15 protein-coding genes are annotated in these 22,344 nt (G+C 69.8%); 7 read left to right on the top strand and 8 right to left on the bottom strand.

Translation table 11 applies throughout. The features are described from left to right. Positions 1-19: 19 nt before the first annotated feature. Together Cco03nite_RS02885 and Cco03nite_RS02880 are read right to left on the bottom strand one after the other, a co-directional pair. Entirely contained in the window at positions 20-685 is a 666-nt protein-coding gene (locus Cco03nite_RS02885) for a potassium channel family protein (protein ID WP_239167065.1), read from the bottom strand. Further along, positions 675-2,030 (bottom strand): TrkH family potassium uptake protein, encoded by a 1,356-nt coding sequence (locus Cco03nite_RS02880; RefSeq protein ID WP_239167064.1) that lies wholly within the window; start codon positions 2,028-2,030, stop codon positions 675-677. Before Cco03nite_RS02880 ends, Cco03nite_RS02885 begins: the two co-directional genes overlap by 11 nt. Before the next feature lie 109 nt (positions 2,031-2,139). Between Cco03nite_RS02880 and sthA the strand changes: the two genes are divergently transcribed. The 4 genes from sthA (at position 2,140) to Cco03nite_RS02860 (ending at position 7,609) form a co-directional block, all read left to right on the top strand. After that, positions 2,140-3,543, top strand: a complete 1,404-nt coding sequence (sthA, locus tag Cco03nite_RS02875; RefSeq protein ID WP_203688341.1) for a Si-specific NAD(P)(+) transhydrogenase — start codon at positions 2,140-2,142, stop codon at positions 3,541-3,543. A 5-nt stretch (positions 3,544-3,548) separates the two neighbouring features. Continuing rightward, on the top strand, positions 3,549-4,553 hold the full coding sequence (locus tag Cco03nite_RS02870; protein ID WP_373314203.1) for an endonuclease/exonuclease/phosphatase family protein: 1,005 nt from the start codon (positions 3,549-3,551) through the stop codon (positions 4,551-4,553). A gap of 201 nt (positions 4,554-4,754) precedes the next feature. Beyond that, a complete protein-coding gene (gene gnd, locus Cco03nite_RS02865; protein WP_203688340.1) occupies positions 4,755-6,182 on the top strand; it encodes an NADP-dependent phosphogluconate dehydrogenase in 1,428 nt (475 codons plus the stop codon). A gap of 137 nt (positions 6,183-6,319) precedes the next feature. Next, entirely contained in the window at positions 6,320-7,609 is a 1,290-nt protein-coding gene (locus Cco03nite_RS02860; protein WP_203688339.1) for a hemolysin family protein, read from the top strand. A 91-nt stretch (positions 7,610-7,700) separates the two neighbouring features. Here Cco03nite_RS02860 and Cco03nite_RS02855 read toward each other — a convergent pair whose 3' ends face one another. From Cco03nite_RS02855 to Cco03nite_RS02845, 3 genes are all read right to left on the bottom strand, one after another. Next, complete coding sequence (locus tag Cco03nite_RS02855) at positions 7,701-8,141, bottom strand: hypothetical protein (protein WP_203688338.1); 441 nt, start codon at positions 8,139-8,141, stop codon at positions 7,701-7,703. Between the two features lie 100 nt (positions 8,142-8,241). Beyond that, on the bottom strand, positions 8,242-8,805 hold the full coding sequence (locus Cco03nite_RS02850) for an MBL fold metallo-hydrolase (protein WP_203688337.1): 564 nt from the start codon (positions 8,803-8,805) through the stop codon (positions 8,242-8,244). A gap of 101 nt (positions 8,806-8,906) precedes the next feature. Continuing rightward, positions 8,907-9,677 carry an SDR family oxidoreductase gene (locus tag Cco03nite_RS02845; RefSeq protein ID WP_203688336.1) on the bottom strand — a complete coding sequence of 257 codons (771 nt, stop codon included), beginning with the start codon at positions 9,675-9,677 and terminating at the stop codon, positions 8,907-8,909. 184 nt (positions 9,678-9,861) lie between these two features. Here Cco03nite_RS02845 and Cco03nite_RS02840 point away from each other — a divergent pair, with 184 nt between their 5' ends. After that, positions 9,862-11,676 (top strand): acyl-CoA dehydrogenase, encoded by a 1,815-nt coding sequence (locus Cco03nite_RS02840; protein WP_203688335.1) that lies wholly within the window; start codon positions 9,862-9,864, stop codon positions 11,674-11,676. Next, a complete protein-coding gene (locus Cco03nite_RS02835; protein WP_203688334.1) occupies positions 11,663-12,262 on the top strand; it encodes a TetR/AcrR family transcriptional regulator in 600 nt (199 codons plus the stop codon). The genes Cco03nite_RS02840 and Cco03nite_RS02835 overlap by 14 nt, the downstream gene beginning before the upstream one ends. Before the next feature lie 120 nt (positions 12,263-12,382). Here Cco03nite_RS02835 and Cco03nite_RS02830 read toward each other — a convergent pair whose 3' ends face one another. Then, positions 12,383-13,495 carry an RICIN domain-containing protein gene (locus Cco03nite_RS02830; protein ID WP_203688333.1) on the bottom strand — a complete coding sequence of 371 codons (1,113 nt, stop codon included), beginning with the start codon at positions 13,493-13,495 and terminating at the stop codon, positions 12,383-12,385. Between the two features lie 183 nt (positions 13,496-13,678). On the opposite strand from Cco03nite_RS02830, the gene Cco03nite_RS02825 reads away from it, so the two are divergent. After that, positions 13,679-14,905: an ROK family transcriptional regulator gene (locus tag Cco03nite_RS02825; RefSeq protein ID WP_203688332.1), complete on the top strand. Its 1,227-nt coding sequence runs from the start codon at positions 13,679-13,681 to the stop codon at positions 14,903-14,905. Positions 14,906-15,023: 118 nt separating this feature from the next. Here Cco03nite_RS02825 and Cco03nite_RS02820 read toward each other — a convergent pair whose 3' ends face one another. Beyond that, positions 15,024-15,623, bottom strand: coding sequence for a hypothetical protein (locus Cco03nite_RS02820; protein WP_203688331.1), 600 nt, complete (start codon positions 15,621-15,623; stop codon positions 15,024-15,026). Further along, positions 15,620-21,811 (bottom strand): RHS repeat-associated core domain-containing protein, encoded by a 6,192-nt coding sequence (locus Cco03nite_RS02815; RefSeq protein WP_203688330.1) that lies wholly within the window; start codon positions 21,809-21,811, stop codon positions 15,620-15,622. Before Cco03nite_RS02815 ends, Cco03nite_RS02820 begins: the two co-directional genes overlap by 4 nt. Positions 21,812-22,344: the final 533 nt, after the last annotated feature.

The following is a 22,344-nucleotide window of genomic DNA, read 5'->3' as shown; positions in this document are numbered from 1 at the left end:
ATCAAAACGCCCCGGGCGGTCAGGGCAGTTCGGCGAAGCGCTCCACCCGGTCGACCGGCCCGGCGACCACGATGATGTCGCCGTACTGCAGCACGGTCGTCGCGTCGGCGTAGGTGAACTCGCTGCCCTGCGTCTTCACGCAGACGATGGTGACCCCGTGCTTGCGCCGCAGCCGGGTCTCGCCCAGCGCGACGCCCACGTACTCGTGCGGGGGCCGGGTCTTGACCAGCGCGAAGTTGGAGTCGATCTCCATGTAGTCGAGCATGCGCCCGGACACCAGGTGCGCCACCCGCTCGCCCATGTCGTGCTCGGGCAGCACGATGTGCTTGGCCCCGATGCGCTCCAGGATGCGGCCGTGCTGGCGGCTGACCGCCTTCGCCCAGATGTCGGTCACCTCCAGCTCCACCAGCAGCGACGTCGCCAGGATGCTGGCCTCCAGGTCGGAGCCGATGGCCACCACCGCCCGGCCGAACTCGGCCACGCCGAGCTGGCGCAGCGCCTCCAGGTCGGTGGCGTCGGCGGTCACCACGTGGGTGAGCTCCCCCGCCAGGCTCTGCACGACCTTGGGCCGGTGGTCGATGGCGAGCACCTCGGTGCCGCGACGCATCAGCTCCAGGGCCAGCGAGCTGCCGAACCTGCCCAGTCCGATGACGACGACCGGGTCGTTGCCGTTCTCAGCCGACAAGGGGACGCTCCTCGGGTAGCTCGTAGTGGCGGGTCTTGGCGCGCAGCGCCAGCGCCGTGCCCAGGGTCAGCGGGCCGACCCGGCCCACGAACATCAGGACCGCCAGCAGCGCGTGACTGACGGAGTTGAGCTCGGCGGTGATGCCGGTGGACACCCCGACCGTCGCGAAGGCCGAGATGACCTCGAACAGCACCTGGTCCAGCGGGTGCGGGTTGAGCACCAGCAGCAGGTACGTCGAACCGGCCACGATGCCCACGCCGACCAGCGCGATGGTCAGCGCCTGCCGGTGCAGCTGCTCCGGGATGCGGCGGCGGCCCACGTTGACCGACGGCTCGCCGCGCAGCTCCGCCCAGATCACGTACGCCAGCAGCCCGAACGTGGTGACCTTGATGCCGCCCGCGGTGCCCGCGCTGCCGCCGCCGATGAACATCAGAGCGTCGTACGCCAGCCAGCTCGACGGGTACATAGCCGCGATGTCGATGGAGTTGAACCCGCCGCTGCGCGGCATCACCGCGGCGAAGAACGCGTTGAGCAGCTGGTCCGCGCCGGACATGTCGCCCAGCGTGCGCGGGTTGCGGCCCTCGGTGGCCAGCAGCAGCACCGTGCCGCCGACCAGCAGCACGGCGCTGAGGGTGAGCGTGAGGCGGGTCAGCACCGACCAGCGCTTCGGCCGCCGCCACGAGTGGCGCAGCTCGAACAGCACCGGGAAGCCCAGCCCGCCGACGATCACACCGACCGCCAGGGTCAGGCAGATCCACGGATCGGTGTTGAACCTGACCACGCTGTCGGGCCACAGCGCGAACCCGGCGTTGTTGAACGCCGAGATCGAATGGAACAGGCCCAGGTAGACCGACCGGCCGAACGACTCGCCGTAGGCGAGCATGAACCGGCCCGCGAGCACCGCCGCGAGGATCGCCTCACTGACCAGGCTCAGCACCACCACGTTGCGAACCACCCGGCGCAGGTCGGTCATCTGCAGCGTCCGGGTCTCGGCCTGCACCAGCATGCGCGCCCGCAGGCCCATCCGGCCCGACAGCGCGACCGCGAACAGCGTCGCCATGGTCATGATGCCCAGGCCACCCGCCTGGATCAGCAGCATGATGATGAGTTCGCCCGCCACCGACCAGTGCGTCTCGCTGTCGACGAGGATCAGGCCGGTCAGGCACACCGCCGAGGTGGCCGTGAACAGCGCGTCGAGGAACCGGGCCGGCTCGCCCGACTCGGTGGCGATCGGCAGCGACAGCAAGCCCGTGCCGGCCAGCGCAGCGGCCGCGAACCCCCCGACGATCACCTGCGTCGGGTGGTGGAACTGGTCGAGCACGACCGTCGACACACTCCTGCGCACGCGGCGACCATACCAATGTCCTGGTCCACGGGTGCTCCCTGTCGAGGGGCGCGACGATCGCCGTTCGGCGGGTGCCCGCCGTTAACGTGAACGTGTCAAGGTATGCGGCATGCGTGATGTGGACGTCCTCGTCATCGGATCCGGTCCCGGCGGGCAGAAGGCCGCCATCGCGGCCGCCAAGCTGGGCCGGCGGGTCGCCATGGTGGAACGCGGGGACATGATCGGCGGGGTCAGCGTCAACACCGGCACCATCCCGTCGAAGACCCTGCGCGAGGCCGTCGTCTACCTCACCGGCCTGAGCCAGCGCGAGCTCTACGGGCAGAGCTACCGGCTCAAGGAGGACATCACCGTCGCCGACCTGACCGCCCGCACCGAACACGTCATCAGCCGCGAGGTCGACGTGGTACGCGGCCAGCTCGCCCGCAACGGCGTACGGCTGCACGCCGGCACGGCCCGGTTCACCGACCCGCACACCGTGCACGTCACCGGCGAACGCGGCCGCGACTTCTCGATCACCGCGGACAACATCGTCATCGCCGCGGGCAGCCGCCCGGCCCGCCCGGCCACCGTCGAGTTCGACGACCTGACCATCATCGACTCCGACGGCATCCTCAAACTCGACCGGGTGCCGCGCTCCATGGTCGTGGTCGGCGCGGGCGTCATCGGCATCGAGTACGCCTCGATGTTCGCCGCGCTGGGCACCAAGGTCACCGTCGTCGAGCGGCGCAGCCGCATGCTCGACTTCTGCGACCTGGAGGTCGTCGAGGCGCTGAAGTACCACCTGCGCGACCTGGCCGTCACGTTCCGGTTCAGCGAGGCCGTCGCCGCCGTCGAGAAGCACCCCAAGGGCGCGATCGCGGTCCTGGAGAGCGGCAAGACCATCGCCGCCGACACCGTCATGTACTCGGCCGGGCGGCAGGGCATGGGCGACTCGCTCGGGCTGGAGGCCGCCGGCCTGTCGGCCGACGAGCGCGGCCGCATCACCGTCGACGAGCACTTCCGCACCGCCGTGCCGCACATCTACGCGGTCGGCGACATCATCGGCTTCCCCGCGCTGGCCGCGACCTCGATGGAGCAGGGGCGCCTGGCCGCCCACCACGCCTGCGGGCAGCCGCTGGGCCCGATGTCGGACCTGCAGCCCATCGGCATCTACACCATCCCCGAGATCAGCTACGTGGGCCGCACCGAGGACGAGCTGACCGACCAGCGGGTGCCGTTCGAGGTGGGCGTGTCCCGCTACCGCGAGCTGGCCCGCGGGCAGATCATCGGCGACACCCACGGCATGCTGAAGATCCTGGTGTCGTCGGAGGACCGCAAGCTGCTGGGCGTGCACGTGTTCGGCACCGGTGCGACCGAGCTGCTCCACATCGGGCAGTCCGTGATGGGCTGCGGCGGCACCGTCGACTACCTGGTCGAGGCGGTGTTCAACTACCCCACGCTGGCCGAGTCGTACAAGGTCGCGGCGCTGGACGCGACCAACAAGATGCGCCACATCGCCCACCTGCGAGACTGACCCTGGTGGACACCATGACGGCGCCGGCTACGGGCGTCACGACATACCGACGGCCGCCCTTCCCCCGCCAGGGCTCCCGGGTGCCCGCCGGCCGCACGCCGGGGCTGGTCACGGCGGCGCTGTCCGTGCTCGTCGCCTGCCTGCTGGCGCTGCACTCGGCCGTGCCGAACACGCTCGGGCACCTGGGCAGCCTGCTGGAGTCGTTCCTGCCCTGGCTGGGCCTGGCCGTCCCGCCGCTGCTGGGGGCCGCGCTGCTGCGCCGCTCGACGCTCGCCCTGATCACCCTGCCGCTGCCCGTGGCCGCCTGGCTCGGCCTGTTCGCCGGGGTGCTCGGCCCGGACCCCGAGCAGCCGTACGACCTGACCGTGGTGCAGCACAACGTCAGCGACGAGAACCCCGACCCGGCCGGCACCGTCCGATCCCTGCTGGCGGCCTCCCCCGACCTGATCGCGCTCGAGGAGGTCACCGAGCAGGCCATGGGCGAGTACGCCGCCGCGCTGGCCGCCGCCTACCCGCACGCCGCGGTGCAGGGCACGGTCGGGCTGTGGTCGAAGTTCCCGGTCACCGAGGTACGGGTGGTCGAGATCCGGCCCCGCGCCATCGTCGACGACTGGAGCCGCGGCATGCGCGCCACGGTGCGGCTGCCCCAGGGCGACCTCGCCGTGTACGTCGCCCACCTGCCCTCGCTGCGCCTGGGCTGGAAGCACGGCTTCGGCTCGACCCGGCGCGACGGCAGTGCCGAGAAGCTCGGCGCGGCGCTGGCCGCCGAACCGCAGGACAGGGTGCTCCTGCTCGGCGACCTCAACGGCACCCTGGACGACCGCGGCCTGAACCCGGTCACCTCGCAGCTGGCCTCGGACCGCTCCGACTTCGCGTTCAGCTGGCCCGCGCCCGCGCCGCTGTCCCGCATCGACCACGTGCTGGCCCGCGGCTCGACGGTCACCCGGGTCTGGTCACTGCCCCGCACCGGCAGCGACCATCTGCCGGTGGCCGCCCGCATCCGGCTCTGAGAGCGCCATACGCGCTCGCCGGGCCGGGTCTTCGGGAGAGGATGGAGGCCGCGGAACCCGGACCCGGGCGCTCGTTCTCGATCACTAGGACACCGCCGCCCCCGGGCGTGCGAACCCGTGCCCGGCGTGATGGGGTATGAGATGGAAGGGACGCACCGGGGCGGCCGCAAACATCGAGCTTTCACGACCAGGAGTCACACCATGGCAGCACAGATCGGTGTCACCGGGCTGGCGGTGATGGGCGCCAACCTCGCCCGCAACCTGGCCCGCAACGGCTACACCGTGGCGGTGCACAACCGCAGCCGCGCCCGCACCGACGCGCTGATCGCCGAGCACGGCGGCGAGGGCGACTTCGTCCCCACCGAGACGATGGCCGAGCTGGTCGGCGCGCTGGAGAAGCCGCGCCGCGTACTGATCATGGTCAAGGCCGGCAAGCCGGTCGACGACGTGATCGCCGAGCTGGTGCCGCTGCTCGACAAGGACGACATCGTCATCGACGCGGGCAACTCGCACTACACCGACACCCGCCGCCGCGAGGCCGCGCTCGCCGAGAAGGGTCTGCACTTCGTCGGCGTCGGCGTGTCCGGCGGCGAGGAGGGCGCGCTCAAGGGCCCGTCGATCATGCCGGGCGGGTCGAAGAAGTCGTACGAGTCGCTCGGGCCCATGCTGGAGAAGATCTCCGCGCACGTGGACGGCGAGCCGTGCTGCTCCTGGATCGGCACCGACGGCGCCGGCCACTTCGTGAAGATGGTCCACAACGGCATCGAGTACGCCGACATGCAGGTCATCGGCGAGGCGTACGACCTGCTGCGCTCCGGCGCGGGCCTGGAGCCGGCCGAGCAGGCGAAGATCTTCGCCGAGTGGAACAAGGGCGACCTGTCCTCCTTCCTCATCGAGATCACGGCCGAGGTGCTCGGCCACGTCGACGCGAAGACCGGCAAGCCGTTCATCGACGTCGTCGTCGACGCCGCGGGCATGAAGGGCACCGGCGGCTGGACCGTCATGGCGGCCCTGGAGCTGGGCTCGCCGGTGACCGGCATCGGCGAGTCGGTGTTCGCCCGCGCCCTGTCGTCGCAGTCGGCCCAGCGCCCGACCGCGCAGCAGCTGCTGGCGGGCCACGAGGTCAAGGTGGACCTGCCGGACACGTTCGTCGAGGACGTCCGCCAGGCGCTGTACGCGTCCAAGCTGGTCAGCTACGCCCAGGGCCTGGACATGCTGGTGTCGGCGGCCAAGGAGTACGGCTGGGACCTCGACCTGGCGGCGATCGCGTCGCTGTGGCGGGGCGGCTGCATCATCCGGGCCGCGCTGCTGCGCACCATCACCGAGGCGTACCGCGGCGAGAACCCGCCCGCGAACCTGCTGTTCGCGCCGGAGTTCACCGAGGCGATCGGGGCGGCCGTGCCGGCCTGGCGCCGCGTGGTGGCCACCGCCGCGCAGCTGGGCATCCCCGCCCCGGTGTTCTCCTCGTCCCTGGCGTACTACGACGGCCTGCGCCGCGAGCGCCTGCCCGCCGCGCTCACCCAGGGCCTGCGGGACCTGTTCGGCGCGCACACCTACCAGCGCGTCGACGCCGAGGGCACCTTCCACACCCTGTGGTCGGGCGACAAGTCCGAGGTCAAGCAGGACTGACGCGTTCGCGAACAAAGCTCCGTTCATGCCGTTTTCCAGCATGAACGGAGCTTTGTTCGTGCCGCCCTGTGCGCAACGTTCGGACCGACCCGCTACGGTGTGGGTTCTGTCTTGAACATGTCGAGGAGTGACTGCCCGTGGGCGGCTACGGCACCCAGGTTCTGCTGGTGCTTGTCCTGATGTTGATCAACGGAGCGCTTTCCGGCAGCGAGATGGCTCTCATCTCGCTGCGCGAGTCGCAGATCCAGCGGCTCGAGCGCTCCTCCTCCGGCGGCAGGGTGCTGGCACGCCTGTCCCGGGACCCGAACCGGTTCCTCGCCACCATCCAGATCGGCATCACCCTGGCCGGCTTCCTGGCCTCGGCCTTCGCGGCGACGTCACTGGCCCAGCCGCTGGTGCCGGTGCTGGGCTTCCTCGGCTCGGCCGCCGAGACCGCCGCGATCATCGTGGTCACCCTGGTCCTCACCTTCCTCACCCTGGTGCTCGGCGAACTCGCCCCCAAGCGCATCGCCATGCAGCGCGCCGAGGGCTGGGCGCTGGTCGCGGCCCGGCCGCTGGACTGGATGGCCAGTGCGTCACGGCCGTTCGTGTGGCTGCTGGGCAAGTCCACCGACATGATCGTCCGGATCGCCGGGGTCGACCCACGCGCCGGGCGCGAGGAGATCTCCGCCGAGGAGATCCGCGACCTGGTCGTGGCGCAGCGCAGCTTCACCGCCGAGCAGCGGGAGATCATCTCCGGGGCGTTCGAGATCAGCGAGCGGGACATCCGCGACATCCTGATCCCGCGCCGCGAGGTCGTCACCCTGCCTGCGGACATGTCCGCCGAGGAGGGCCTGGCCGTGCTGGCCGAGACCGGCCACAGCCGGGCCCCGGTCGTCGGCGACGGCGACCTCGACTCGGTAGTCGGCGTGGTGCACCTGCGCGACCTGCTCGGCGACGGCGGCCCGGTCGGCGAGCGCGCCCGTACGGCGATCTTCCTGCCGGAGACGCTGTCGGTGTCTGACGCCATGCGCCAGCTGCGCAACCAGCGCGAGCAGTTCGCCCTGGTGGTGGACGAGCACGGCTCCATCGACGGCATCATCACGATGGAGGACCTCGTCGAGGAGGTCGTCGGCGAGATCTACGACGAGACCGACCGCGACGTGGTCTCCGTGGTACGCGAGGCCGACGACGTTTTCCTGGTGCCGGGCTCGTTCCCGCTGCACGACCTGCCGGACCTGGGCATCGACCTGAACCGGCTGGGCGAGATGGACTACACCACGGTCGCCGGCCTGGTGCTGGACAAGCTCGGCCACATCCCCACCAAGACCGGTGAGACGGTCAAGGCCCCCGGCTTCACCGCCGAGGTCACCGAGATCGACGGCCTGAGCATCGCCCAGATCCGCCTGCGCCTGACCCGCAACAACGACCGCCACCAAGCAGCTTGATCATCGAACTTGCCTGGCACCTGTGCGTATCTTGAGTGCGAGTACGCCCAGGTGCCGGGCAAGTCGACCGATCTTGCACGGCTGGCCTCGATCAGCGTTGGACACCGTGGGCGGGAACGCGTCGTCGAAGACGTCGCCGTAGCCCGCCCACGGCCATGCCGATCCCGGTTGCCAGCAGCGGGCACATGGCCATGCTCAGGCAGATCAGATTGATGAGGAACGGGCCGGACCCGCTGGGCACGTACACGACGCCGAGCGCGCCGGTGTCCAATGCGGGCACTTCGTCGCCCACCCGCATGTCCGGCGGGGCGTTGTCCAGCTCGACCCCGAAGTGGACGACCGTCCCGTCATCGCTCGTGAACGTCCCCTCCCAGATATGGGTGTGGCGGCCCACCTTGTACGTGTTCGTCGCGACGAATCTCCCCGCGACGCCGTCGCCCTGCGCCGCGCGCCACGACGGCCCCAGTTCCCCGACGGGCTGCGGCACGACGGTCAGCACCGCACCGGTGCACAGTCCCAGAACGAGCAGCACGACGAGCCTTACCTTCCAGCGGCCCGCCTTCGCCGGTGGATGATCCGTTGCCATACCCGGAAGGTATCGGTGCCGGACAAGCCGGCCTGAGCTCCGGAGGTCAGCGCGGAGTGGTGGGGTCGGGCGCGAATGCGGGTCCGTGACCGGGCACGATCAGGACCGGGTTGAGGGCGAGCACTCGTGCGCGGGATGCCGCCAGTGCCGCGCCGTCGGTCGCGAACGGATCCTCCGGCGGCCCCTCGGCATGCCACCACGCGTGGGTGAGCGCGACCAGGCCGTCGGCGGTGTCGACGAGGGTGGTGATGTCCTCGGCGGTGTGTCCGGGCGTACGGATCAGCCTGATCGCGTCGGACAGCGCGAAGCCCTCGGCGTCCCGGCTGACCCACTGGTCGTCCACGTAGTAGGCCCAGTGGTCGTGGTAGCGGGCGTTGCGGAACAGCGCCGCGTTGATCGTGTGATCCGGATGGTGATGGCTGAAGATCACGTCGGTGACGTCATCGGGATCGACGCCGAGGTCGGCCATCGGCCCGAGGATCTGCTGCCGGTCGGCGACCATGCCCGGATCGACCACCACGGTGGTGTCCCCGTCCCGCAGCAGCGCCACGGTGCTGGCCACCCGATCACCGACATACCCCGCGTTGAGCACCCACCACTGCGCCGCCATCCCCACAGGCTACCCACCCCGCCCCCAGCCCGCTCCCACCTCCCGCCCCCGACGGCCGTGCGGCAGGCGGGAGGCGCGGGGGGAGAGGGGAGCCGGGTCGGTCAGGCGGCGAAGGAGTGGCGGATGAGGGAGCCGCCGTCGACGACGAGGGTCTGGCCGGTCATCCAGGACGAGGTCTGGCCGGCGAGGAAGACGACGGCGCTGGCGATGTCGTCGGGTTCGCCGATGCGGCCGAGCGGGGTGTGCTGGTTGATCAGCTCTTCGTTGTTCTCCCACAGGGCCTGGGCGAGTTTGGTGCGTACGATGCCGGGCGCGATGCCGTTGACCCGCACCTTGGGGGCCAGTTCGGCGGCGAACTGGCGGGTCAGGTGGATGACGGCGGCCTTGGTCGCGTTGTAGTAGCCGATGCCGGGCTCGGTGACCAGGCCGCCGACGGAGGCGATGTTGACGATCGTGCCGCCGCCCGCGGCCATCGAGGCGTGCCAGACGGCCTGCGTCCACAGCACGATGGACATCTGGTTGACCTGCACGGTCTTCTCGGCACGGGAGACGTCGAGGTCGACCATGGGGCCGAAGTACGGGTTGGTGCCGGCGTTGTTGACCAGCACGTCGACGGAGCCGAACTCGGCCACGGCGGCGGCGACGCAGGCGTCAGCCTGGTCCTTCTCCCCCACGTGCGCGGCCTTGGCCAGGAAGCCGACCTTCGGGTACGCCGCGCGGAACTCCTCGGCGACCGCGTCCAGCGCGTCCTGCCGCCGGGAGGTCAGCACGACGTTGCAGCCCTCGGCGGCCAGGGCGGCCGCGGTGGCCTTGCCGATGCCGCGGGAGGCGCCGGTGACCAGCGCGGTACGACCTTCCAGACCTGTGCGCACAGCTTCGCCCCTTGTCATTCCTTGATGTTGCAGTCGATGTGCGCATACCTTAGCGATCCGACCGACCGGTCGGTAGGGTTGGTGAGAAGCTACATACCAACCGGTCGGTATTGACGGGCGGGCCGGGCCGCGCTTGGATGGGCACCCTGGACGGCGGCTGGTCCGCCACGGCGAGAGGGTGGGCATGAGCCACTACCGGAGCAACCTTCGTGACCTGCGGTTCAACCTGTTCGAGGTATTCGGCCTCGGCGACAGGCTGGGCACGGGGCGCTTCGCCGAGCTGGACGCCGACACCGTCGAGCACATGCTCGCCGAGGTGGAGCGGCTGTCGGTCGGGCCGATCGCGGCGTCGTACGCCGAGGTGGACCGCACTCCTCCGGTCTACGACCCGCAGACGTACTCGGTGACCATGCCGGACGGCTTCCGCCGCTCGTACCGGGCATGGATGGACGCCGAGTGGTGGCGGCTGGACATGCCCGCCGAAGCCGGCGGCGTGGTCGCCCCGCGCGCCCTGTGGTGGGCGCTGATCGAGCTGGTCCAGGGCGCGCAGGCACCGGTGTACATGTACGGCGGCGGCCCCGGCTTCGGCGGCCTGCTGCACAGCATGGGCACCGCGCCGCAGCAGCGCATCGCCGAGATCATGATCGAGCGCCAGTGGGGCGCGACGATGGTGCTGACCGAGCCCGACGCGGGCTCCGACGTGGGCGCGGGCCGCACCCGGGCCGTGCCGCAGGCCGACGGCTCGTGGCACATCGAGGGCGTCAAGCGCTTCATCACCTCGGGCGAGCACGACCTGAGCGACAACATCATGCACTTCGTGCTGGCCCGGCCGGTGGACACCCCGGGGGCGGGCGGGCCGGGCACCAAGGGCCTGTCGATGTTCCTGGTGCCGAAGTTCCACTTCGACCACTCCTCCGGCGAGCTGGGCGAGCGCAACGGCGTGTACGCGACCAACGTCGAGAAGAAGATGGGCCTGAAGGTGTCCAGCACCTGCGAGCTGACCTTCGGCCAGCACGGGACGCCGGCGAAGGGCTGGCTGGTCGGCGAGGTGCACGACGGCATCGCGCAGATGTTCAAGGTCATCGAGTCGGCCCGTATGCAGGTCGGTGTGAAGGCGATCGCGACCCTGTCGACCGGTTACCTCAACGCCCTCGACTACGCCCGCCAGCGCGTGCAGGGCCCCGACCTGACCCGGGCGGCGGACAAGACCGCTCCGCGCGTCACCATCGACCGGCACCCCGACGTGCGGCGCATCCTGATGCTGCAGAAGGCGTACGCCGAGGGCCTGCGCGCCACCTACCTGTACACCGCCGGCTGGCTGGACCGCGACCACCCGCAGGGCGCGAACGTCAACGACCTGCTGCTGCCGATCGTCAAGGGCGTCGGCTCGGAGCGCTCCTACGAGATGCTGGCCCTGTCGCTGCAGACCCTGGGCGGTTCGGGTTACCTGCAGGACTACCCGATGGAGCAGTACATCCGGGACACGAAGATCGACACCCTGTACGAGGGCACCACCGCGATCCAGGGCCAGGACTTCTTCTTCCGCAAGATCGTGCGAGACCGCTCGGTGGCGCTGGACCTGCTCATCGGCGAGATGGAGGAGTTCTGCGACGCGAACGAGTCCACCGATGAGCTGAAGCTGGAGTGCGAGTCGCTGCGGGAGGCGATCGCCGACGTGCGCGGCATGGTGGCGACCATGTTCGGCTGGCAGCGGGCGGCGGGCGACGACGTCACCGAGGTGTACAAGGTCGGCCAGAACACCACGCGCCTGCTGATGAGCGTCGGTGACCTGCTCATCGGCTGGCTGCTGGTCCGGCAGGCGGCGGTGGCGCTGGCCGCCCTGGACGGCGCGTCCGGTGACGACGTGGGCTTCTACCAGGGCAAGCTCGCGGTGGCGCGGTTCTTCGCGCGTACCGTGCTGCCGGAGCTGTCCGCGCGCCGCCGGGTGCTGGAGGCGACCGACAACGCGCTGATGGAGATCCCGGATGGGGCGTTCTAAAGCCGACGGCGGGGCCGGGGTGCGCGAGCGCATCCTGGCCGCCGCGGGCGCGCTGTTCGCCGAGCAGGGGTACGACGCGACCTCGGTGCAGCAGGTCGTGGACCGGGCCGGGGTGACCAAGGGCGGTCTGTACCACTACTTCGGGGCCAAGGAGGACCTCCTCGTCGAGCTGTACCGGGCGGTGTTCGGGCAGCGGCTGGCCGCGCTGGAGAAGATCCTGGCGCAGGGCCGGGATCCGGAGTGGACGCTGCGGGCGATCATCGACGACATCGTGGTCGGCACCGCGGCGATGATGACGGAGTCGGCGGCGGTGTCCCGCGAGCTGGCGCACATGGACAGCGACCGCACCCAGCGGCTGCAGGCCGACTGGCGGCGTTACCAGGAGGCGGTGCGCGGGCTGATCCGCGACGCGCAGGCGGCCGGGGTGTTCGCCGCGGTCGCCTCGCCGGAACTGGTCTCCTGGTCGATCTTCGGAGTGACCACGACACTGCACACCTGGTACCGCCCCGACGGCCCCCAGTCAGCCGACCAGATCGCCCGCGAACTCGCCGACCTGGTCCTGACCGGCCTGACAGCCCGCCCCTGACCCCCCACCGCCACCGACCCGAACGCGTCGATGATCGCGACGATCTTGCGCGAGCTGTTGGGGATACGTCCGAAAAGGGCGTGTCGCACCCACCGGCCGCGCAAGATCGTCGCGATCTGGTCAGCGGGTGAACCAGCGTTGGGCGTTGGTGTTGTTGCAGGTCCAGAGGTGGATGAGGGTGCCGTTGGGGGTGCCGCTGGATTTGGCGTCGACGCATTTGCCGGAGCCGGCGCCGACGATGGTGCCGTTCGTGTTGAACGTGAAGCGCTGGGCGGCGGTGCCGTTGCAGGGCCAGACCTGGATCTTGGTGCCGTCGGCGGTGCCGTTGCCGTTGACGTCCAGGCAGCGGTCGCCGTAGATGCGCAGCTCGCCCGCTGCGGTGCGGGTCCAGCGCTGGTTGGCGGCGCCGTGGCAGTCCCACAGATGCACCTGCGAGCCGGGTCCGGCGGAGCCGCCGCCCGCGTCATCCATGCAGCGGTTGGACAGCGGGTTGGACAGCAGCACGGCCGAGCCGACCGGCGGCACGGCGACGGCGGTGAGGCTGCCGGGCACGGACTGCAGCGCGGCGTGCCACTTGGCGGCCATCTTGTCGTAGCCGGTCTGGTTGGGGTGCAGCCCGTCGGCCAGGTCGGCCAGGGTGAGGGCGGAGTGCATGTCGACCAGGTGGGTACGCGGGCCCTTCTGCGCGACGATGCCGGGGATCGCGGCGTTGAACGTCACCGAGCGCGCCTCCTCGGTGGCGTTGCTGCGCGGGATGACCTGCGCGACGAAGATCTCGGTCAGCGGCCCGAGCAGCCGGATCTTGTCGATGAGCGCCGACAGCCGGGCCGGGGCGTTGGCGACGTCGTAGTTCTGGCCGATGTCGTTGGTGCCGATGTGCAGCAGGACGGTGCGCGGCGCGTACGCCCGCATCCAGTTGACGATGTTGGCGTCGACCTGGTCGATGCGCCAGCCGGAGTGGCCCTCGTGGTCGTGGTCGCCGAGGGCGGCGGGTCCGTTGAAGCCGGAGCCGACCAGGTCGACGGTCTGCCCGGCGGCCGCCATGCGCTGCCAGAGGTTGATGCGGTAGCCGCCGGGCACGTTGAACCCGTCGGTGATGGAGTCGCCCAGCGGCATGACGCGTACGCCGCCGTTGGTCTCGGCGTAGGCCGGGGCGGCCGTGAGCAGGGTCAGGCCGCAGCAGGCGGCGAGCACGGCGGCGAACGCCGGCAGCCTGCGCAGGAAACGGCGCATGAGCGGTCCCTTCGATCAGGTAGGGGCTCGCGTGACGCCGTCCACGCAAACAACATCGTCAATGCGTGAGTTTTACGGCGATCGATGGGAATGTCAATGCCCGCGCAACGGCGGCTGGGCGGCGGCAGGTCCCGTCCCGTATCGTTGATCCTTCAACGTCACCAGCCCACAAGGTGCTCACCGATGCCGACCAGTCCTGCGACGCTGCGGGCCGACCTCGCTGCCGAGGAGGCTGCGCAGCCGAACCTCGGCGCGCTCCTGCGGCACGTGCACCGCGACGGGCCGCTGTCGCGCGCGGCCCTGGCCGAGCGGATGAACCTCAATCGCAGCACCATCATGGGACTGACCACCAAGCTCGGCGCGGCCGGCCTGGTGCACGAGCGCCGGCCCGCGGGCGAGGGCCGGTCCGGCCGCCCGTCGCTGGTCGTCACCCCCGCGGCGCAGCAGGTGTACGTGCTGGCCTTCGACGTCGCGGTGGATCGGCTGGTCGCCGCCCGGGTGGCACTGGGCGGCACGATCCAGGAACGCCGCGTCGCACCCCGCTCGCGGTCCGGCCCCGACCTCGACGCCGTGGTGGGCGTGCTCGCCGGGTTCGGCCGGGAACTGCACCGCACCGCACCGCCGGGCGCGGCCTGCGTCGGCGTCGGCGCGTCGTACTGCGGGATGATCCGCCCCGGCGACGGCATGGTCCGCTACGGCCCCCACCTGGGCTGGGTCGACCAGGCGTTCGGCACCGAACTCGGCGAGCAGCTCGGCCTGGGCCTGCCCGTGGCCGTCGGCAACGAGGCCCACCTGGGCGCGCTGGCCGAACACGAGCGCGGCGCCGGAGTCGGCGTGCAGAACCTCGTCTACCTGCACGGCGACGTCGGGGTCGGTGGCGGCATCATCGTCGGCGGCGAGGTGCTCGACGGCGAGTCCGGATACGGCTGCGAGGTCGGCCACATGCTGGTCAACCCGCACGACGGGCGGCCCTGCTCGTGTGGCGCGCGCGGCTGCCTGGAGGCCGAGGTCGGCGAGCGGGCACTGCTCGACGAGGCGGGACGCCCGGCCGAGCTGATCGGACGCGACGCGGTGCGGGCGGTCGTCGCCGACGCCGAGCGCGGCGACCCCGCGGCACGGGCCGCCGTGCGGCACGTCGGCGATTGGCTCGGCATCGGCGTCGCGAACCTGATCAACCTGTTCAACCCGGGTGTGGTCGTCTTCGGCGGCATCATGGGCGACGTGTACCCCGGGGCCGAGCCGCAGATCCGCAGCCGGATCGAACGCAACGTGCTGCCCGTGTCACGTGAGCGGGTGCGGCTGGCCACCGCGGCGCTCGGCGACGACACCACCCTGCTCGGCGCGGCCGAGCTGGCCTTCGCCGAACTGCTGGCCAACCCGCTCGCGGTGATGGCGCAGGCCGGTCGCTGACCCATCGGACCTGGACGGGCCTTCCTCGGCGGTCTCCGGCCCGGGCCTCGGGCAGCCGTCCAGCAGCGACGCTGGGGCCGACGGCGGATCTTCGCCGCCGGCCCCGGCGTCGCTCACCTCAGAGCGCGGCGTTCAGCCGGCTGTCCACGCCCTGCGCGATGCGCACGAACGACTCCTTAGACAGCCCGCTGCGGTCCAGCCGCACCCGCACGATGTACTGACCGTAGCGGGCTATGTACCGCCAGCTGCCGCAGGATTGCGGCCAGACCGGGTCGTCGTCTGGCCATTCGACACAGACAATCTCGCCCTCATCCGCCGCCAGGGCGGACTCCGGATCGATCCGGTATGTGACAGGGTCGCCGTCACCCCCGATCGGAAAGATCGTCGAGTAGTCGTATCTGGCCCACAGCGGACTGTCGAAGCGGTCCACCGACACGTTCGACTCGCCGCCGCCGGGACGGACCGACAGGAGGTAGGACAAGACGGCATCGCCGTCAGCCCGGCGCTGCTGCCACTGGCCCGGCGCGCCCTCGTGCACCACCGTCTCGGCGAGTTCGGCCAGCGTCCTCGGCGCAGTCTCCGGACGCTGGCCGGATCGCAGCGCCGTCACCGCCACCGTGCCTGCGACGAGCACGACACAGACTGCCAGCAGCGCCCAGAACAGCCGGGGCCGAGCCCGCAACCGGCCCGGCGCCGTAGCGGAGGTGTTGCCGCTCATTTCGACACGATCTTTCGCTTCTCGTTGTCACGCAGCGGTGTGGTGAGGTATTCGTTGACTCTGGACATGATCGCCTGATGGAGCAGCGCGGTCGTGATCTGCTCCGGCTTGTACCTCGCCTGCAGGTCGATGCCGATCTGAGTCGAGATCAGGTCGCCATTCTCCCGCTTGCCCGTCATCGGCGTGTCGGGCATGTACTTGTTGACGAACTGCACCGCTTCATCGCTGAAGCCCGCGACCTTGCCCACGTAACCGTAGTGGATGTTGGAGAAGATGTCGAAGTTCGCCTTCATTCCCCCGGTGCCGGCCATCTCGCTGTACATCTTGTTGCCGAACAGCGCTTTCATCTGGGGCTTGTGGTCCCAGACGCCGCCCGCCTTGACCAACTCGTACCACTCCAGGTAGGCCAGCTCGACGTCCTTCGCGGTCGGGTAGATCAGGCACACGAAGAACTCCACCATGCACGCCCCGGTCATCACGGTGTGCAGGGACTGCACACGCTTATCCACCGAGTTCCGGCGGATCTCGTCGATCGTCAGCTTCAGCGCCTTGCAATATCCGGAGTCCGGCGCCTTGACGCAAGGGTCGGTCGACTGGTCGGCGATCTCCTTCTCACACTCCTTGACACTCGCGCACTGCTTGCCACCCCCCGAGGTGTTCTCGGTGCCGGTGCACGCCCCCGGACCACCGACCTCCCCCGGCTTGCAGCTGGCCGAGCCGAGCAGGCCAGTGGGATCGCTCATCGTGACCGGCGTGTTGTTCGAGTAGCCATAGGCCTGCCACTGCTGTGGATCCTCAAGATCCATGATCGGGTCCGGGGAGACGAACCGACCGATGAGGGGGTCGTACTCCCGGGCGCCCAGGTGGGTCAGGCCGGTCGGGTCCTGCGTGCCGCCGACAAATCCCTTCTGATCGGGCCAGGCCGTCGGCGCGGCACCCCGGCTGGCGCCGTACGGAGTGACGCGCCGCCAGGTGAGGGCTCCGGTGTTGGCGTCGATGGCGCAGGAGCTGGTGCCGTGATGGTCACCTGCCTGGAAGGACACTCCTGACGTGGTGCGGATCGCCACATTGCGGCCGCCGAACACATACGTCCTGGTGCCCGATACCACCGTGCCGGTCTGGGCCAGTTCCATACCGGGCAGGTAGATGGTGGTCGCCCCATTCGGCTCCTTGCGTGCGATGCGGTTGCCGTCCGCGTCGTACACGTAGCTGGTGGGCTGGCCGCCGGCCGGGGTGCTGGTGGCCAGCCGGCCTTCCGCATCCCAGGTCAGCGTCTGGTGTCCCGACTGGGTGCCGGAACCGCAATTATTGGTCGCGGTGCCGCCGGGACGGCACACCACGTTGCCGGCATTGTCATAGTCGTACTGGTAGGTCCGGTTCCCCGCCGGACCGGTCTCGGCCACAGCCAGCAGCGCGTGCGGCTGGTTCGGGCCAGTGCCCTGGTCGGGATACGTGTAGTCGCGCTCGGTATCGGCGCCCCCGGTGAGCGAGTGGATCGTCTCGGTGTCCCGGTTGCCGACCTTGTCGAAGGTCCAGCTGTGGTGGTACGGCGCAGGACCGCCCACACCGGTCTGGCCGACGCCGTCGGCACACGTCTTCGTGCCACTGCCGGTGGCCCAGGCCTCAGTCAGCCGGCGCAGGTAGTCGTAGCCGAAGCACTGGACGTCGCGGGCGCCGCTCTCCGGAGCGTCGGCGATCGACAGGATGTTGCCGGAGTCGTCGTAGCCGTACCTGGCGTCCATGTCCGGACCGGCGACGCCTTGCCGGTCGAGCTTCGACCTCACCACCCGACCGGTGCCTCGCTCGTACTCCCAGCTCAGCCACGCCTTCTTCCCGGTTCCACCGGTGAACAGCTCCGCCTGCAGCAGCTCGCCCTGGTTGCCGTAGAGCGATGCGGTGACGTAGCTGCTCAGCCCCGTCAGGGTGACGGGGCGCTGAAGCGTGTCATAGGTGGAGGCGACCGCCTCCGCGGCCAGCCCACCGGCGGCCGGCATGCCGACCGACTGCACGGTCCCGTCGGTGTTGTAGGCGGTCGTGATGTCATAACTCTTGCCCAGCAGGGATCCGACACCACCGGAGCCGCCGGCCGGGAAGCTGTGGCGAACCTTGGTCGGCCGCCCGAGCGCGTCCCGTGTCATGTTGATCGTGAAATAGCTCGCACCGGCGACGATGCGCTGGCTGTAGTAGAGCTGGCCCGTGTTGCCCGCGCTGTCGTACACCCAAGCCGCCAACTTGGTGCCGCTGTCCAGGTCTCCCTGCCACATCTCGGTCTTACGGCCGATCTTGTCGTACCGGTACGACGTCTTGGCCTGGTTCGCGTCGGTCGTCGACGTGACCTGCCCGACGGCATCGTACGTGAACGTGCGGGTGCCGGAATCCGGATCGTCGACCGACTCCTTGAGCTGGCGCAGGTTGTAGTGGTACGTCCACACGTTGCCCAGCGGGTCGGTCACCGTCTTCAGCGAGCCGGCCGGCGTGAAAGTGTAGTGGGTGACGTCAGCCGGACCCGACGGGCCGCTGCCCTGGTACTGGTGCAGCTCCGTCACGTTGCCGCGGCCGTCGGTCACCGAGGTCGTCGGCACACCGCCGACCGGGGGGTCGACGTGCGTGCGATCGCCCTCGTACGACGTCGTGGTGACCCAGCGGACGTCGCCGGCGACCGAGAAGGTGTCGGCGACCTGGCGGCCGTTGCCGTCATAGGTAAGCGTGTGCTGGCCGTTGACAGCGCCCTCCGGGGTCACCAGCGGCACGTCTCCCGCCGCCCCCAGGGCGAGGTAGGGCTCGTTGCTCTTGAACGCGTTGCCCCTGCCGTCGTAGAAGGTGTCGGTCACCTGCCAGGATTCGCCGGGTCCGGGCTGCTGGGCCTGCCGCAGCCGCAGCATGCCGTCGAAGAGCTCGTACGTGGGCCGGTAGCTGCCGTCGTTGTTGATCTGCTCGGTGGTGACCACCGTGGTGCCGTCGGTGCGGATGCGGTAGCCGAACTTCACGTTCGGGGTCGCCCCCTGATCCCGGTCACGGTTGGGCAGCCAGACCGCGGTCATCCGGCCCAGAGCGTCGTACGCGAGGTCGGTGCGCTTGCCGTCGTTGTCCACGACGCGCGTCGGCACGCCGAATGCCGGGTCGATCGTCGTGGTAATGGCGTGACCGAGCTTGTTGATCGTACGGGTCTGGGTGGTGAGGCCGTTGGTGCTGGTGTACTCCAGTCCGTTGGAATAGCCCAGCGCGTCCTTGGCCGACGTCATCCGCCCGTAGCCGTCCAGGACCGTGGTCTCCGACTCCGTCAGGTACTTCACCTCGGTGCCGTCGACCCGGTCCAGGGTCTCGGTTCGCGTCGACACGCCCTTGGTCGGCTTCGCGTTCCAGGCGAGCAGGTCGTAACTGGTACGGCTGTCGCTGATCAGCTGCTGGGACAGAAGGGGGTCGGTGACCGAACACTTCACGGAGACCGACCACACCCGCGACACGAGGCCGTACAGCCAGGCATCCGGATTGTCCGCGTACGTCGTCCGGGTGCACCGGTCGTCCCCGTCCTTGCCCTGGCCGACCTCGCCGAGGTCGTCAACCTCGTAGACCCGGCCCCAGGTGGTGTCGCGCCGGGTGACCGTCTGGGTCTCCCGCCAGCGCGGCTGGCCCTGCGCATCGTCGGCGAGCGCGGTCAGCTCGCGCACCGTCCCGGTGCCGACCAGGTTCGCCCTGACCGTGCCCCAGGTCTCGGTCTGGGTCCGGGTCGTGTGCGACCAAGGCTGGTTGATCGTCTTGGAGACCACCTGACTCCCGTTGTAAGCGATCGTCTCCAGCTCGTGGCCCGACCACTCGTCACGGTCGGTGTACTGGGCACCGGTCGAGTCGGCGACGGTCACCGCGGGCGAGGTCCCGTCGGCCTTCTTGCCGGCGCTCATCCCTCGCAGGAAGTAGTGGTCGGTGCGACCGGGCATGGACTGCCCGTCACCGGTGCGCGCGATCACCTGGGCGTAACCACGCCAGTCCGACCAGGTCAGATCCTCAGTCTTGGTGATGCCGTCAGGTTCGGTCTTGCGCCACGCCGGAGCGCCGACGTACTCGTACGAAGTGACCATGTCGTCGTTGCCGCCGACCAGGTCGTCGACGACGACGTCGTGCACCACGTACTTGTGGAACCAGTCGGTGACCTCGTCCTCCTCACCGCCGCCCAGGGGGTTCCAGATCACCGGGTAGCAGCGTCCCGTCGAGTTCCCCGCCGACGGGACGGCTTCCTTCGTGCAGTCCGGCGCCTGGTAGTTCACGGTGATCTGCGCGCCGCTATCGGTCTTGACACTCGCCAACCGGTACCTGATCAGGGGACCGAAGTCGTCGTCGTCTCGGTCGATGCGGTTTGCCAGCTGGATGCCGTCCAGCTCCACCGCGGGCAGGGACTGCGGCGTCGCGCCCTGGTGCCCGGTGTGGCCGATCTTCTTCAACCACAGCGTGCGGGAGTTGTCGTCATTGACCTTGAACTCGTGCTCCAGGGTCCACGACTCCACCGGCGCCCAGCCGGACGCCCCGCGGATCTCCGTCTGCACCTTGGCGAGGCGCTTTCGCGTGAAATAGGTGGCAGAGGTCTGGTTCTGATCGCAGTGGACGCCGGCGGCGCACAGCAGATCCTGCGGAACGTCCGGCCACGACGCCGCGGTGTCCGCGTTCAGATCCTGCGGGTCGCAGTCGACGCCACCGCCAGGGATGCACCGCTCCGCGGCGGAGAACACGACCCGAGCCGGGGCGTTCGTGCTGTACACCTCGTTGTCACGCTGACCGTAGTCGATGCGGGAGAGGTAACCGCCGCGGTCGTAGGCGGTGCCGTCGACGTCGGTACGCCCCCCGCGCGCGAAGTGGTTGGTCTCCCGGTCGTAGAAGTACGAGATCACGTTCCCACGAGTGTCCACGACATAGTCGAGGTTCCAGCGCCAGGCCTGGTCACAGTACGAGTCGGCGAAGCCCGACGACCGGTTGCAGGGCTCACCGGAGTCGTCACCGTAGACCGGCACCGACCAGACCGACTCGGTCTCCTCTTTGCCCGCCGTCCAGCCGGGCAGGCGGTTCTTGCCGAAAAAGTATCGCATGCCGTCGACCGTGGTGATCGTCCAGTACTCGCCGTCGTTGTCGCCGTTGACCGCACCGGTCACCCGCTCGACCTTGGAACCGTCGTCGGTGGACAGCTTCCACGTGTCGTCGTCGATCTTCACCAGGCTGCCCGAGTGCCCCGCCAACGAGACCGTGCCGTTCTGGAACGCCCAGCACTGATCCGACGACTCGTCATGGCCGTCCTCGGAACACGGCTTGTACTTCCGCTCGATGTAGCCGGGTTCGTAGGTGAAGCCCTCACCGATCCACGAACCCTGGTTGTTGGTGGCCGAGTTGCGCCCGTCGACGTCCTGCGACGAGTACGCGAGCTCCAGCGTCGGGTTCAGGCCGCCGGGCGTGCCCGGCACCCGCATCGGATACTTCCATGAGAACCCGCCCGAGGAGAGCGCGGTCGACCAGGACGAGGACGGCGCCAGCGCCGTCGCCCGGTAGTCGCCCTGCGCCGAAGCCTCCTGCGAGGTCAGCGCGTACGCGGCGAAACCCTGCGCGGCGTCGATGTCCGCGCTGACCGTCTGGCTCCTGGCATCGTTGACCGAGGCAACGGCTGTCCACCTGCGGCAGTCGTCACGATCGGGCTCCACCATGGCGCACGACGGCAAGGCAACCAGGCGCAGCCTGGCTCCGAAGTCACCGCCCGCAGCGTGCGCGAACGCCGCATAGCCCAGCGCCAGCCGGATCCGGCCGGCGGTGGTCGCGCCGTCCGCCCGCTGCACGGCGATCACGGGACCGTCGACCCCCGTGCGGGCCGATGTCGCCCGGTCGAGCACCTGCACGCGCACTCGGCTCGGCGTCGACTGCGCCGACCGCAGACCGGCGCCGGGAACCGCCGCGGCTTCCGCGACGTCCAGCATTAGGCCACCCACCTTCGCCGGGGCCGCCGCCGCATCGATATCAGCCGTTGCCATAGTGGGCCAAGACACCACATCGGGCCGGCCCATCCGCAGGTCAGCGGTGGGATCACGGCGAGGCGTCTGCGCCTTGAGCTGCGCGGCCCGCGCCGGCTGGGCCTGACGATGCACGGCTGGGGGCTCCTGACGCCCGGCCGCCTGGGCGGGCAATGCCTGCATCGGGGCCAGCAGCCCGACAAGCACGGCTACGACCGCTCCCATTCGACGGCGCGGCAATCCGCTGCCGCCCCATGGCGCGGTTCGGTGACGAGATGACATCACACATCCTTCGGAATTCACGAGAATCTCCGGGAATATAGCGATGATCTTGAAGGAAATCCGGTCAGTCACGGTGCGCGGACCAGCGACACCAAGGCGCTTCCATCGATTTCCATAAGTGGCCTACGGCGGTCCACCGTTCCCAGCACAGGGAATGCGGCCGCCACGCGGCAATGCGAAGATCTGACGCATTCGCGACCGGGCCAGCCGATCGTTACGCAACCGATATACCCGCCGCCCTCGGGCGGCGCGCCCGGCAGGCGCCCCGTCGACAACCGCGATGCGCGACGAAGCTTCCCGATGACGAATCCGAACGAGGTCATCGTTCTGTCGAAATATTCGAGTCCCGACTACGCGGCTCGATCCGGAACGCGACCAGGCCCCCACCGAGGCCGAACGAGCCACGACGCCGCGCCCTTCTGCAGCCGCTCAACACGGCATGACCGGCGACTGTTAGG

The organism is Catellatospora coxensis (assembly GCF_016862635.1).
Lineage (GTDB): Bacteria > Actinomycetota > Actinomycetes > Mycobacteriales > Micromonosporaceae > Catellatospora > Catellatospora coxensis.
This window is presented reverse-complemented; position numbering and strand designations above follow the sequence as displayed.

What these genes read in the sequence shown, in the direction of transcription:
- Cco03nite_RS02850 (WP_203688337.1), bottom strand. Translation starts at nt 8,805, where the DNA reads ATGGCGGCGCAGTGGTGGGTGCTCAACGCGGGGTATGTCGGTGATCGG.
- Cco03nite_RS02840 (WP_203688335.1), top strand. Translation starts at nt 9,862, where the DNA reads ATGAGCCACTACCGGAGCAACCTTCGTGACCTGCGGTTCAACCTGTTC.
- sthA (WP_203688341.1), top strand. Translation starts at nt 2,140, where the DNA reads ATGCGTGATGTGGACGTCCTCGTCATCGGATCCGGTCCCGGCGGGCAG.
- Cco03nite_RS02825 (WP_203688332.1), top strand. Translation starts at nt 13,679, where the DNA reads ATGCCGACCAGTCCTGCGACGCTGCGGGCCGACCTCGCTGCCGAGGAG.
- Cco03nite_RS02820 (WP_203688331.1), bottom strand. Translation starts at nt 15,623, where the DNA reads ATGAGCGGCAACACCTCCGCTACGGCGCCGGGCCGGTTGCGGGCTCGG.
- gnd (WP_203688340.1), top strand. Translation starts at nt 4,755, where the DNA reads ATGGCAGCACAGATCGGTGTCACCGGGCTGGCGGTGATGGGCGCCAAC.
- Cco03nite_RS02835 (WP_203688334.1), top strand. Translation starts at nt 11,663, where the DNA reads ATGGGGCGTTCTAAAGCCGACGGCGGGGCCGGGGTGCGCGAGCGCATC.
- Cco03nite_RS02830 (WP_203688333.1), bottom strand. Translation starts at nt 13,495, where the DNA reads ATGCGCCGTTTCCTGCGCAGGCTGCCGGCGTTCGCCGCCGTGCTCGCC.